Origin of the sequence: Aquimarina mycalae (assembly GCF_029906345.1) — a bacterium.
GTDB lineage: Bacteria > Bacteroidota > Bacteroidia > Flavobacteriales > Flavobacteriaceae > Aquimarina.
On the sequence record NZ_JARYGY010000001.1, the window covers coordinates 98,851 to 114,598 of the forward strand.

Below are 15,748 nucleotides of genomic sequence, written 5' to 3' on the forward strand. Positions count from 1 at the left end.
ATCATCACTCACTGGTGGTGCTGTTGGATCTAATGGGTTAGGTGCACTCGCGACAGCGGTATTGCTAAAGCTACCTGCGGTTATATCTGCTGCGGTGATCACATAACTCGCGGTATAGGTGCTGTTGTCACTTGCGCCTACTACCAAGTCAATCGTAGTAGCTGGAGTAACGGTAACGGTTGGATCGTCTACCTGAATATTAAACAGATCGATATTTCCTGTATTGCTCACAGTAAACACATAGTTGATCGTATCTCCTGCATCAATAATACCATTAGCGTTCGTATCTACATAACTATCCGTCTTAGTGATATCCAATAATGGTTGACTTAAATCTGTAACCGTTGGATCATCTGGACTACCATCATTGTCTGGATCAACATCCGTAGGATTGTCTGGATCATCTGAATCATCCGTGATGTCTGGACCACCTAATGGATCGGTAGCAGTGGCAGTAGCGGTATTGCTAAAACTACCCGCTGTAATGTCTCCCGTGGTGATGGTGTACGTAGCTGTATAGGTACTGTTATCACTCGCGCCTACTACTAAATCAATCGTAGTGGCTGGAGTAACAGTCACTAAGGCATCCGTAACACTGATTCCTGTAAGATCGATATTTCCTGTATTGCTCACAGTAAATACATAGTTGATCGTATCTCCTGCATCTATAATACCATTAGCGTTTGTATCTACATAACTATCCGTCTTGGTGATATCCAGTAAACCTTGTCTAAGGTCGGTGACTGTTGGATCATCTGGATTTCCATCCCCATCATCATCCGTAGCATCTGCAGCATCATCTGGATCATCTGATAAACTAGTAATTGTATTTCCGTTTGCATCTTCAGCACTTACAGTAGCTGTATTACTAAAACTGCCAGCGGTTATATCAGCTGCTATAATTGTATAAGTAGCCGTAAAGGTTGAATTATCTGAATTTCCAGCTAACAAAGTAGCTAACGGGCCTCCAGAAACTGTTACAACAGGATCACTTACTGTAACATTAGTAATATCAGCAGTACCATTATTCGTTACCGTAAATACATAGTTGATCGTATCTCCTGCATCTATAATACCATTAGCGTTCGTATCTACATAAGTATCAACTTTGGTAATTTCAAGATCATTTACTACTGGATCTCTCCAATCTGGTTCTGCTCCTGGGCTGTCAGTATCAGGAAATGGATTATCAGCGGTCTGTCCTCCATTAGTTGGACCACCTGCATCTGTAACACTTGTTCCGTCAGTATCAAACTCATCATCTAGGCCATCACCATCACTATCTGTACCTAGATTTGTGAGGTCAGGTGTGGTCCCAATGGTATCTGTACCATCAACCACTCCATCATCATTGCTATCGTAGGCTTCAATAGTATCACTCTCTCCATCTTCATCTGAGTCAGTATCAATATAATCAGCTCCATCAGTTAATCCATCTGTGTTTTCAGGAGTAATTGGTGTTCCAACTAATCCACAGGTTGCTACTGAGCAATCTGCATCATACTGATCATCAATACCATCTCCATCTGTATCATTACCCACTAGAGGAAGGTATACTGAGGTAGATTGTCCTTCTATATTATCTACAATACCATCATCATCGGCATCTATATCCAAGAAATTTGGTCCATCTCCTGGATTGGAATCAGAATTCGGTGCTGGCAATGCTGCTCCTGTAATTATTTCTCCTGCACCACTTCCGTTATCAATAGTATCAACATCATCAGCTAATCCATCACCATCCGCATCTGGATCACTGCCATCTTCAATACCATCGCCATCACTATCTAAAGTTCCTGCAAAATCAATATCAAAAGCATCGTCAATACCATCCAGATCAATATCAAATCCTCCAGTTACATTCACGTCGACACTATCTGGAATACCATCATTATCTGCATCTGCAACGGTATCATTTTGCCCATCTTGATTTACATCAGTTCCACCAGCTTCTAGGACATCTACAATTCCGTCATTATCGCTATCTAGATCAAAATGATTTGGTATACCATCTCCATCGAAATCAAATACTGGATCCAATGCATCACAGACACCATTGAGGTCACCATCTAAACATACTGGTGTCGTTGCACTGCCATTATCATCAAAATCCTGGTAATTAGGAATCCCATCTCCGTCAGCATCTGCTGAGGGATCAACTCCCAAGCTATTTTCTGCAGTATCAGGAATCCCATCATTATCATCATCTAGGTCTAATACGTCCCCAACACTATCATTATCATTATTATCAAAAGTAAGATCACAGGCATCAGCAATTCCATCATTATCTGCATCAGGGCCTCCAATTTGTTGGTAATCATCTGTTCCATCTGTATCGCCATCTACTGGATCTGTATAGGTTGCCGCCACTACCAATCCATTGGCATCTACGGTACCTGCAATATCGGTTAATGGCTCTGCTGCGGTATTTCCAGGGTTGTACACACCTCCATCACCTCCATCGGCATTGGCATCTGCATATGCTTCATTGGCATCACTACATCCGTCACCATCACTATCTAAAGTAAGGTAATCTAAACTACCATCACTACCTGTATCTGTTGGTGTATTTCCTGCACCACCATTTGCTAAAGACGGAACCCCACTAGTAGCTGTATTATCTGTATTGTTGTTATCATCGTCGTGACGTCCTTCCTGTCCTGTTGCTCCACTTAATGTACCGCCTGCCTCTATAGCATCATAAATACCATCATTATCAGAATCTAAATCTAAACGATCCGCAATGTTATCACCATCGGTATCTTTATCAAAACACAATACAAAAGAGTTAGCCCTAAACAATAACCAGGAATCAAAAACATTATCCCCATTATCAGCCACACCAATCTTAATCGTATTATTTCCTGCTATTAATACGGCAGAAAATGTTATGGTAGTTGTAAACCCATCTGCCTCGATATTTACTGCTGTAGGGTCTGTTTCGTTATCTATATAAAAAGCACTATCTGTATTGTTATTTACAGTATCAATACTTAGAAACGATCCTGAAGGTGTTAGTGCAACATTCGTATTATTTATTATTACTTTAGCTGCATCATTAACTCCTTGATTTACAAAATCATTATATTCTTCTGAAGCAAAAACAAATTGTCCAGTAATGCTAGTTTCTGCAGGAACATTAATTACAAATTCTAAGCTCGCTACATCAAATTCTGAACTACCTCCTGCAAAATCTGGATCTGTACCACCTCCAGCAACACCAGTTCCATTTCCATTAAACCCAAAAGCTGGCCCGAATGTAGCAAACGGAGGAAGTCCTGGTTCGTTCTCGAAAAACTGATTGGATAGATTATCGTCCAACTCTAATACATTACCCGAAGAGAAAATAACTCCCGTGCTAAATCCAGCAAAAGCATTAGGGCTACCGCCACTATCTGTTATCTGATCTGCGTCATCGAAAGTACCAATCTGAGGGACTAAACCACTTCCTACATTAATACTCGAAGATATCAGAGTAACATCAGTGTTTTCTGCAAATAATAACGCTGCCAAAGTACTTGGATTACTTTCTGCTGTAATCTCAAATATAGTATCTGCATCATCTACCAATTCTGTTCCGAATGAGCCTCCTCCAATCGTACATTCATCGATATCTAAAATTCCGTCATTATCATCATCCTGATCTACGCCATTTGCCAATCCATCCCCATCAGAGTCGAAATTTGGCATTGCAGGACCTACTGGATCTACAATTACTGCTGGAGTTGCACTTTCATCACCAGGCTGGCCATCTGTTATTGTATACGATGTAGTAGGAACAACTATCCCATTTATTGTCGTTGTTCCCTGTGTAGTAACAAAATTATTATAGGTTGCATTATTCGCTCCTGGAACTGTAGAACCATATTTTCTAAATACATCTATCGCATTGATATTATGCCAATAAATAATTACATCAGCCGATTGTCCTGCTCCACCACACTGTAAAGTAAAATCCATCAAACCAACTGGATAATCAAAATCATCATCGAGGGACGCCAATTCTGTCTCTAATAATGGATCCATATTAGTTATCTGTGCACAATCTCCTGTAATTACAACTTCTACGGTTACATATCCGAGTCCTGTAGCATCTACAATAGATGTTACATTAGGTTGCTGAGAATCTGGTATTCCATCATTGTTACCATCACCACCATTAGGACCTGCATCTTCTTCTGCAGTAGGCACTCCATCTCCATCATCACAGGCCGTAAATACGGTATTATCGGTTACTGCAGCTACTGCCGTGTTACTATAAGTTGCCGCTATAATCAATCCATTAGCATCTACTTCTCCATCAACTACTGTTTGTGGATCATTATCACCATATTGTCCTCCATCATTACCTTCTGCAATATTATTATCTGCTCCTTCATTAGCATCGCTACATATATCTCCATCACTATTTAAGTTTATATAATCTGGAGTCCCTGGTGTAGTATCTGCAGGAGTCGTTCCTGTTGGTGACACTGTACTTGGTATACCTGTGGTTGCTGTATTATCTGCATTATTATCGTCATCAATTTGTCGTCCTTCCTGACCTGGGAATGTACTTGCGGTTCCTCCCGCTTCTACCACATCATAGATACCATCGTTATCACTATCCAGGTCTAAGAAATCTTGTATCCCATCACCATCTGTATCTATACATACATTTTCTAATGCTGTAAATCTAAATCCTTCTGCCGATGCTCCTCCCGTTGCAGAAATCGTAAAGGAGGTTGCTCCAATAGGGAATACTACATTCCATTGTAATAGATTATTATCAATGGCACTTCCTCCTGTTTGGGTAAAATTTCCTCCGTTTGTTATAGTTGCTCCATCTGCTTGGTCTGTTTGATTTATTGGGTCATTGATAATGGCATCACCTGTACCACCTACCCAACTAATTGTATAGGTTCCAAAACGTGATCCAAAATCTGGTCCAGGTGGTTCTGGTATTTGAGCATCAGCATCTACATATCCAAACAATGCTAATTGAATATCTGCAGCTCCTGCGGCTACCGAGAAGTTAGCAGCATCCAAATCCCAATTACCAGCCGCTACTCTATTGTAGTAAAAATATAATTCATTATTTGTAGAAAGTCCAAACTGCTCTAATTGTCCATTGGTAAAACTATGAGTAATATTCCAGGTAGCTGCTGTACCTGAAGGCAGCGTTATGGTTCCTGACTCGTTACCATCTACATTTCCATCGTTTGTTGCAGTAAATACTCCAGGTTGTAAGGTTCCATTACATTCTACACTATCTAAAATTCCGTCATTATCATTATCAAGATCAGAAGAATCTGGTTCTCCGTCATTATCTGAGTCTGGTCCTGTTGCAGTGACCGTAACCGTTAATGTTTGCACATCAGTTCCAGAAGCACTATCTGTTACTGTTATTTCAACAACATATATAGCCGCTACTGGAGGTGTATTAAAGGTTAGTATTCCTGAATCATCTATGGAAAATGATGCTACATCAGCCCCTCCAGTTAATGACCAATCTAATTGATCTCCATCGCCTGTTCCTTCTACATCCCCATCCGTATCAGTGGCATCCATATCTACTACAGTTCCTGTAGCTCCCGCCGTAAAAGTTGCTGTATTGGTAGTGGCACTTCCGTTATTAGTAATCACAGGATCCGCATTAACTGCACAACCAGAGGTATCTCCGCTATCCGTAACCGCTGCCACAGCTCCTGTAGTATACGTAGCTGCTACTACGGCACCATCGGCATTGACAGTTCCTGCTGTTACGGTTAATGGTTCTGCTGCAGTATTACCTGGATTATAAACTCCTCCATCACCCCATCAGCATTGGCATCACTATATGCTTCATTAGCATCACTACAACCATCTCCATCACTATCGGTTACTTGAAAATCAGGACTTCCTGGTATGTCGGTATCTGTTATCGTATAGTTTATTGTTCCTGAATCTGCTGGAGTTTCGACTCCATCAAAAAGTCCATTGGTTCCTGATCCTGTATCCTGACCCGTAATTCTACCATTGGTTTGTGGTAATCCATGTCCAGCTTCAATCACATCATATATACCATCATTATCACTATCCAGATCAAGGAAATCTGGTACTCCATCACCATCGGTATCAAAGGCAGCTTCGATCGATCCATCTACATTACCAATAGCTCCTGTGGTATCATTATCATCTAAATACGTAAATACTCCATCTGCATCGCCATCACCATATGGATCTGAAGGAGATTCATCGGTATTGGTAATACCATCACCATCTACATCTAGGTCTAATGGATCTAAGGTTACATCATTATCGTCATCTATGGCAGATGGTGCTAAAGGACAAGCGAATCCATCATTACTTGTGGTTACCGCTGTACTATTAAGTAAAGATTCAAAAGGAGCGCCTGTATCATAATCATTAATCAGATACATACCTCCATCATTGTAGGATACATATAATCGGTCTTGAGCATCCGTAAAAGCTGCTCCAAAATTAGTCGCTGTGGGAGTAGTTAATCCTCCTACTGTTGATTTTTCTAATATTGTAAGATCCCAAATAACGACTTGTTGTGCATCATTTACACCATATAAATTTCCATTAATAAAAGTTACATCATTTACGGTTGTAACTGGGATTGCTGTACCTCCTGGACCCGTAAAAGTTACAGGTACCAAAACTGGAGGAGGATCACCTACTGCTATTGTAGATACATTATTAATTCTGTGATATTCCTCTCCAATATTAATCCATAAATTATCTGCGTTATCTACATCACCAGATATTCCTCCACTAGTAAAACCAGAGATCAATCCCAGGTCTTCAAAAGCACCATCAGCACCCACACGAAGTAGGTGTCTATTCAATGAAGCTTTTCCTATAGCATATACATAATCATCAAGTCGATTATATCCTGTAGCGTTATATACTTGGTTAATCGCACCTATCGGAGTTGAATATTCTCCTGATACAGGGTTATAACTTCTCAAGTCTCCTGCGATGATCTGATAAAATACACTAGGGCAATTAAAAGGTGTTAATGTGCTCGCAAGCGCTGCAACTGCTGGTCCAGAAGGATCTACGATCTCTGCTCCCGTTGCACTTTCATCTCCTGGCAACCCATCTGTAAGTGTATATGTTGTTGTTGGCACAGTAGCTGCACCTACTGTAGCAGAACCTGTAGTTACTGTAAAAGCCCCATAAGTTGCATCCATAGCTCCTGGAGCTGAGGACCCATATTTTCTAAAGAAATCTATAGTAGATATCCCATGCCAATAATATGTAATACTGGCTATATCTCCTGGAGCACCACATTGTAATGTAAAATCTATTAATCCTACTGGATAATTAAATGCTGGGTCCAGCACTCCTACTTCTCCTTCTGTTAAGGATTCCATATTAGTGATCTGAGCACATGTCCCCGAAGTAATTTCTAAGGTTACATAGGTCGTTCCTGTAGCATCTGGTATCGAACCCACATTACCTTGCAGAGAATCTAAGGTTCCGTCATCGTTACCATCTCCTCCATTCGGACCTGCGTCTTCAATAACATCTGCAATATTATCTCCATCATCAACAGTACAAGCTGTAGCATCTCCATTATTAGTTACTGCCGCAGTAGTATTTTGTGGACTTCCAGATACTGTAGGTACTCCATCTACATCAACCACATCTCCTAAACTATCATCTCCATCTAAATCGCCAGCAACAAAAGTTCCTGCTCCTTCAATTGCATCAGGACAAGTATCACCATCTGCATCTGTATCCTGAAAATCGGGATTACCAGCTATATCCGTATCGGTTATTGTATAATTTATGGTTCCAGAATCCGCAGGAGTTTCCACTCCATCAAAAAGTCCATTGGCGCCCGATCCTGTATCCTGACCTGTGATTCTACCATTAGTATGCGGTAATCCATGACCAGCTTCTACCACATCATAAATACCATCATTATCACTATCTAGGTCAAAAAAGTCAGGTACTCCATCACCATCGGTATCAAAAGCAGCCTCTACCGCTCCATCTACGTTACCAATAGCTCCAGTAGTATCATTATCATCTAAATACGCAAATATTAAATCACCATCGCCATCTGCAAAAGGATCAGAAGGAGATTCATCTATATTGGTCATTCCATCACCGTCCAAATCTAAATCAAAAGGATCTAATAAATTATCTTCATCTTGATCTATAGAGGAAGGTGCATTAGCACAAGCGAAACCGTCATTACGTGTTACATTATCAGTACTTGACAAATAGGTTGCAAAGGGAGCATTGGTTGTGTAATCCTCTATAAGATATAATCCTCCATCATTGTTGGATACATATAATCTATCTCCATCATCAGAAAATACTGCTCCATAATTTTGACTACCAGTGGCAGGAAGCCCTGTAATTGCTTCAATTCGTCTGCCTGGTGTTGGTGTAATTTCCCAAATATATAAACTAGTGCCATCTACTCCATAAAAAGCACCATTAATAAATACTATATCTAATGGAGTCATAGATCCAGGTGCTGTTCCTCCAAAAAATGGATTGGCCAAATTGGTTGTAGTTATAGTCGCTGCGGGATTGGCTGGTAGTGTCGATACATTATCTATTCTACGTAGCCTTTCTCCGCTTCTAAGATATAGATCATCATTAGCATCTACATCACCAGCGATAAAAGGGGAAGTTACGTCTAACACTCCTAAATCATCAAAATTACCATTACTATCTATACGAATTAAATGATTAGCAGAAGGTTCGGTATTTTCTATAATTGCATACAAGTAATTATCTGTGGTATTATAGCCACCTGCATTGTACACTTCTAAGGTACTTAAGGCTGTACCATAAGTCCCATCAGCTGGGCTATATGGACGTAACTCTCCATTAATTACTTGATAAAATGTACTCGGACAAGTAAACGGTGTTGTTGCCTGGCTATATCCTATAGTACTGATTAACGAGATCAGCACAAACATGATTACAAAATGACTTTTTACTTGTTGTAAAAGTTGACCTTTTTTTGAGGCTTTTTTAAACTCAAAAATGAAGTCATTTACTGTCTGTATTTTATTGTGTAGTTGGGTAAAAAATTTCATAAGCAATTGCTTGAGTATTTTATTAATTGTATCCATCTTTCTGCAAAAGATTTGATCTTATCATTAAAAGCTATTCATTATACAATGAGGCATATCGCTGATAAAGTCCATCCGAAAAAATACTTATGGAAGACTATACGATATCCTAAGACCATTGTTGTAATTTCTTTTAATACTGTATTTTTATTCAATATGATTTCATCTACTTTTTTTATGTCAAAAGAAGCTCCAGATGATATATTCGATTTTTGAACCTCTACCTTTTTATTTAGTGTTGCAGAAGTTTTAGCATTCGTTTTTGCGTGTATTATTTTAGAATTAGTCCGTAAACTCTGAATGTCGAAGCTTAACATATCAGAACCAAAATCTTCATAGTCACAAATAGTATGGTCCTGGAATAGATCTACATTCTCATTTGAGAATGAAACCACATTATTCTGCGCAAAGCTGGAAGGTATTGTATTGATGTATATACATATAACAACAAACCACACAACGTGCTGAGTTCTTTTTTTTCTGAAATATTTATTTTTATTTGAGATTTTCAGTGTCTTTTTCATAGCATTTTTTTTTGGGTATTTTCATAAAGAACCTTTGTTCTAAAAGAAGTATTTAGAACATGTAGGTTCGCTTGATCAATTGGCAATTGATCATTAATAGATTTGGATGTAGTATTATGAAAAAATTCGTATTGAGAAGAGTAGGTAGCAATGTGTTCAATACATAAAATAGAAAATAGTAAAATTAATATGGCAAAACCATATAATTTTGTTGGTTTATTATTATATTTCCTATTAGAAAAATAATCAGTATCCTTAGATATGTAATTTTGCTTTACAAAAGGTATACTTTCCTTAACCTTAGAGAAAAAAGATATAAAGGAATATTTAATCATAATGGTTGATTTACTTTTAAATTAATCGTTATTCAGACCCTGCTCTTGTTAGCTCGCCAAAGTTGTACAATTGCGGGGTTGTTTTTTATATATCAGTCTTATGTTATTACATATAAGATTTTTGATTTTTTATGTAATGTATTCTTGTTTATCGCTTGTATATTTTGAGACATTTTATCGTTACACACTTCAATATATTCTGTATTATGAATCACTACCTTATATATAGGTAATTCGGGTACAGCAGCTTTGCATATACCAGTACATATTATAATTATAAGGAAGAAAGAAACAGGCAATAAGAAACAGCTTGTTAATTTTTGGATTAATGTAGTAAAAGTAATTTCTCTCATAAGCAAATACATTAGGTACATAAATTCATAAATAGATATCATGGGGCACACAATATTATTCAAATGAATTATGACAAATTGATCTTATAAAGTAATTGGTAGCTTATTAAAACATATTATTCAATATATACTATACTTAGGACTAAGGTGGGGTGAGAAAATGAATGTCTTAAGTAAAGTTTATAAATATGCTCGCTATTTATTATTAAATAAAAATTACGTTTAGTTTTTTTTAACATTATAAATTTATGCATAATTCATTGATTTTTAACCCGTTATAACCTCAAATTAATTATGGTAAAACCTTATTTTAAAAATTAACTCTTGTTTATGTCTTGAAATTAAATTAATGTCAGCTAATCAGGTAATTCGATAAGAATATTTCATGAAATGAGGTAAATTTCCCCGAATTAATAACAATGATTCAACGAAATATTTGGGGAATTTTCCGAATAAATTTAATTTAATACCATTTATTTAATAAATTAACATTTCTATTATGTTAAAAAAAAAATATAAAAGTCTAATCAGAATCAATTCACCATGTGTACTTTAACCGTAAAAACAATAAGTTAATCGTATTGAATATCTTTTTTTTCTTACATAAAAAACTAATATGCAACGTATTATTCACCACAATATATTGTAAAACAATGCCATAATTACCACTATAAACAGCATCAGAAATCATTAATAATTAACGTAAAACTAGTTTAATGAAAACAAGACCAGATTATGCTTTTACTTATTAATTACGGTTCTGAATCCTTTATGTTCTGAAGAAGAATCTAAACTATTACCCATTCTTGACGAAATTCTATAACTTGCACAATAAGAAGCATTACATAAAAAAGAGCCTCCTTTTATTACTTTTTCTTTTGATCCACCTGCAGCACCTTTAGGATTATAAAGTGTATCCTTTTTTATGGTGGTATAATATTCTGGCACATACCAATCTGATGTCCACTCCCATACATTACCAGCCATATCATAAATACCAAAAGCATTGTGTACATAGGATGCTACTGGTGCAGATCCAAAGAATCCATCTATCTTATCATTTTTTATTGGAAAATTGCCCGTATAGGTATTTGCAGACTTATTCAATATATCTGGGTCGTTTCCCCAAGTAAATATTGTTAATTCCTGACCTCCTGTAGCTGCATACTCCCATTGAGCTTCTGTTGGCAATTCTCTTCCAGCCCACTTGCAGTAAGCCAAAGCGTCTTCATAAGCAATATGTACCACTGAATGATTCTCTTTATCTTTAATTGAACTGCCTGGACCTTGAGGTTGTCTCCAATTAGCTCCGATTTTCCATAACCACCATTGAGAAAAATCATAGAGGTTTGTTACTCCATTGGATCTCTCTTTAAAAATCAAAGATCCTGGTTGTAACAAAGAATCATGAGGTTTGGGCGTTCCTGGAGGCAATTGTTTTTTGATCTCATCCCAATCTACTGGCCTTTCGGCTAATGTGATATATCCTGTTTCTTGTACAAACCTGGTAAATTTTGCATTGGTGACTTCTGTAATATCTATTAAAAAACTATCTACGCTTACTACATGTCTTGGTTTTTCATGTGACATCGCCCATGAATCTGACTCCTTTGCTCCTTGATAAAAAACACCTTTTGGGATCCAAACCATTCCCTCAGGAATTGTATCTGTATTCTTATGTTCTTCTTTATGATCAATTTTTATCTTACCTTCTCTATTACATGATGAAATCACTAATGTTATCATTAAAAGAAATATCATCAAAAATCTATTTTGAGCAGAAATTATATTGTAGAAACCGATACTCATTTTATTATTTTGGTAACAAGTACTCTTTTTTTTCATCTGTTGGTTTTAAGATTTAAAAACAAGTTTAACCTTTTTATTATTACAATAAAAAAAGATTGCCCAAAAAGTAGTTTACAATTATCAAATAGACACATTGCTTTTCCACTTCTCAGACAATCTCTTAATCATATTCAACTGGGATTATGGGACCCACATTTATGGACCCAGTTGAATACATAAAAAATCACTATAATTTTATTAATTGTTTGGTAGTTACTTGATTATCAATATTAATTTTCATAAAATACTGCCCAACAGGTAACTGAAGATCAGAAACATTAATTTCTGACTTATTATTATAAGATCTTAAAAACACAGATTGTCCTAAACTATTAAATATTCTGACTTCTGCACGTTCGTATTCACCGCCTTTAACAGAAATCTGTATTTGATCGGTAAACGGATTTGGGTATAATGAAATAATATAATTCTGGGTGATCAGTTCTTGTTGCATTGGTTTGGTATTTTCTTTATTGGTTAATTGTGTATTTCCTTTTGCACTCGCTGGAATTGAGCAACCATTTATTACTACATCATCAATATATACCCAGTCAGAATTACCTGAAGCATCTGCTCTAAATCTCAATTGCGTATTTGCTGTAAATGGCCCTGTTATGATTACCTGATCATTATACCTTTGATCATTTACAAACTCATCATTTAAGTTCCATTCCTCAACCGTGCTAAAGTTAGCTCCCCCATCGGTTGAGATTTGAAACCAAAAGTCTTCATTTACATTATCCATACTACGACAGTAATATGAGAAATCAATTGTTAATTCTTCATAAGCTGATAAATCCATGGTATCTGTTGTCATTACAGAAGTTGAAGTATTATCACGTAATCGTATACAATAGGTTCCTGTATTGGCATATGCAGCATCATTTGCACTTCTTCTGGCATCTGATCCTCCATCATTCCAGATTCCCCATCCAGATTCGAAACCTTCTGTGTTGATTACTGAATATGTACACTCTGTTGGTGGGTCAACACCTTCTATACAACCAGCGCTCCTTACATCTGCAGCCTTTAATTCTGTACTATAAACAGCTACCGCATCCATTTTTCCTGTAAAAAAACTATCCGCCGTTACCCCAAAACTATCCGTAGTCTGTACTCCTGCAATTCCTCCTGATCCAATATGTGATGGAATAGATGTAGGAGCTGCGTTACTGGATGAAGCCAATAAACCATCTACATATAAAGAGTGATTTGTAATACTACCATTATACGTAACGGCTACATGATGCCAATCTCCGTCATTTGGGAAAGCTGTACTCAATTGATTTATCGGACTTGCACTACTTCGTACTACAGATTCTAGAGTAGCTCCATTTAATCTAATGGCAATTCCGTTAGAACCTCCTCCTTCTTCAAAAAGTTCTTGTACTCCTGATAATCCAGTTGGTTTTACCCACATTGCTATGGATCTTTGTGTCATTGCGGCTATCATAAATGGCCCAGGATTTTGGCTGTACTGTACTTTAGTTGCTCCATCAAAAACAATGGATTGATCGCCTTCTTTAAAATCTACTGCATCATACGATACCGTTCCTGTAACAGTAATCGCATTGTTACTATTTGCAGAATAATCGTCTGTTCCTACTCCAGAATCAAAATTCCATAATGCAGCGTATGTATCAGGCGCCACACAAGAAGGATCGACAGGAGGTTGTGTAACCTCAATAATTTCGGGTAACGGAACTGTGTTTCCATTGCTTCTAAAGGTTGGAAGCGGTGCCGACACATTAATCAAGTAATTTCTTAGGTCTGTACTCATATCATTGGCAATGGTTAAAGTTGCCGTATCTGGTGAACCTGCTAATAAATTGGTAGTTTCACTAATATCTGTTGTTAGATTATATAAATCATAAGAAGCGGTTTCATAATAATGAATCAATTTATAATCTCCTTTTCTGATAATTGAAACTGGTCTTTGATCTCTTTGGCTGTTTGCTATATATCCAGGAAAATGCCAGTATAAAGCATCTCGCCCAAGGTTTGGATTCACTCCAGTAAGCATATCCCACTGACTCACTCCATCGATATCATAACCAGATGGTAGTGAAGCTCCTGAAATTTCAGCTAATGTTGGATATAGATCGAAAGCCTGAATAGGTGTATTATTTACCGTACCCATATTGGCCAATAATCCCTCAGACCAAGCAAAAGTAACCGAACGGATTCCTCCTTCTGTATACTCTCCTTTCATTCCTTTAAGCGGCACATTATCTTCTGGTCCATTGGCGCCTCCATTATCCGAAATGAAATACACCAAGGTATTTGCCGATAACATATTGCCAGGATTACGTGGATCTGGCGTCGTTTTCAGGTAATCAATAATTCTTCCTATGGTTTGATCCATACCTTCTAATATAGCTGCCTGAGATACGTTATCGTGCCCTATTTGACTTGGGTTCGTATTATTTTTAACTACATACTTAGCATATAAGTCAGGCCGCGCATTGGCCTGACCCCAAGGACCGTGTATTGCATAATTACTAAAATGCATAAAAAACGGTGTATTATTATTAGCATTCATAAAATCTATAGCCGCATCCCCTAATGCATCTGTAACATGTTTGGTAGTCCCTTCTAATGAATTATCACCTGCAAGCGCCAGAGATTCTGCTGCTGTATATGGACTGGCATAAATATCCAATTCTGGGCCTATTCTGGGATGAAACTCCCAATTACCTCCTGATAAGGCAGCAAAATAAGAACCTGGTGCTCCATCAGAGTCTCCTCCAAAATTTACATCAAAACCTTGATCTAAAGGGCCATTGTTCAAACTCCCTCCAGAATGATATTTACCAAAATGAGCTGTGGTATATCCTGCTGTTTTTACGGTTTCTGCAATAGTAATGGCACTGGCTGGAATTTCATCCTCTCCGTTAGAAAGTCCTTGACTCGGTCCAACCAATAAGGAATTACTATCTCCTCTATTTAACCCATTTACCGCAAATACATTATTGGTAGGTCTGGATGCCCATTGTCCACTCAGAATTGCTGCTCTTGTAGGAGCACAATTTGCTCCGTTTACATAAGAATTAGGAAAAGCAATTCCTTCTGCTGCCAGAGTAGCTATTCGTGGAGTTTCGTAAAAATCACTGGGATTGTTCATACTGGTTTCATTAGAACTGGTCTGAGACCATCCCATATCATCTGCTATAATCACCACAACATTGGGTGATTGAGCATACATTGTACTACTGATTACAACTGCAAGAAGTAATAGTAATATTTGAGTATTCTTTTTCATATATATGGTATTAAGTTTTTTAAAATTTATAATTATAAACCTATACGACATAGTCTCTTTTATCTCACATACAAACAGCTACATAAAAGCCTACATCGCGCTTGAAAGTTGATTCATGAAGTATTTGAAAATTGAAAAAAAGAATTTGGTATGCGAATTTGAGGTAACAACATTTTGGTAAGCACATGTACTCTCCTCCATTCGTTAGAAGACATTTTCATAGTTGGTTGATTTAGTTATTAAAAAATTAATCATTATTCACACGCTATATTTGCTAGCTCGCCAAAGTTGTACAAATACAGCGTTGTTTATTTTTAGTTTATATTTTGTTATTGAA

The 15,748-nt window shown here is 37.3% G+C and carries 7 protein-coding genes; 1 reads left to right on the forward strand and 6 read right to left on the reverse strand.

The features are described from left to right. Positions 1 to 5,625 (reverse strand): CLIPPER-2 domain-containing protein (locus tag QBK95_RS00415; protein WP_280929374.1); only part of this gene is annotated, 5,625 nt, incomplete at its 3' end. Between QBK95_RS00415 and QBK95_RS00420 the strand changes: the two genes are divergently transcribed. Continuing rightward, positions 5,600 to 5,782, forward strand: a complete 183-nt coding sequence (locus tag QBK95_RS00420; RefSeq protein WP_280929377.1) for a hypothetical protein — start codon at positions 5,600 to 5,602, stop codon at positions 5,780 to 5,782. The two genes, QBK95_RS00415 and QBK95_RS00420, sit on opposite strands and share 26 nt — an antisense overlap. Here the strand turns inward: QBK95_RS00420 and QBK95_RS00425 are convergent. From QBK95_RS00425 to QBK95_RS00445, 5 genes are all read right to left on the reverse strand, one after another. Continuing rightward, positions 5,748 to 9,053 carry a DUF6923 family protein gene (locus QBK95_RS00425; protein WP_280929379.1) on the reverse strand — a complete coding sequence of 1,102 codons (3,306 nt, stop codon included), beginning with the start codon at positions 9,051 to 9,053 and terminating at the stop codon, positions 5,748 to 5,750. The two genes, QBK95_RS00420 and QBK95_RS00425, sit on opposite strands and share 35 nt — an antisense overlap. A 77-nt stretch (positions 9,054 to 9,130) precedes the next feature. Then, on the reverse strand, positions 9,131 to 9,613 hold the full coding sequence (locus QBK95_RS00430) for a hypothetical protein (protein ID WP_280929381.1): 483 nt from the start codon (positions 9,611 to 9,613) through the stop codon (positions 9,131 to 9,133). Beyond that, positions 9,610 to 9,948 (reverse strand): hypothetical protein, encoded by a 339-nt coding sequence (locus tag QBK95_RS00435; protein WP_280929383.1) that lies wholly within the window; start codon positions 9,946 to 9,948, stop codon positions 9,610 to 9,612. Before QBK95_RS00435 ends, QBK95_RS00430 begins: the two co-directional genes overlap by 4 nt. A gap of 1,094 nt (positions 9,949 to 11,042) precedes the next feature. Then, positions 11,043 to 12,146, reverse strand: coding sequence for a formylglycine-generating enzyme family protein (locus tag QBK95_RS00440; protein ID WP_280929385.1), 1,104 nt, complete (start codon positions 12,144 to 12,146; stop codon positions 11,043 to 11,045). 190 nt (positions 12,147 to 12,336) lie between these two features. Then, positions 12,337 to 15,411, reverse strand: a complete 3,075-nt coding sequence (locus tag QBK95_RS00445) for a sulfatase-like hydrolase/transferase (protein ID WP_280929387.1) — start codon at positions 15,409 to 15,411, stop codon at positions 12,337 to 12,339. Between the last annotated feature and the right edge of the window lie 337 nt (positions 15,412 to 15,748).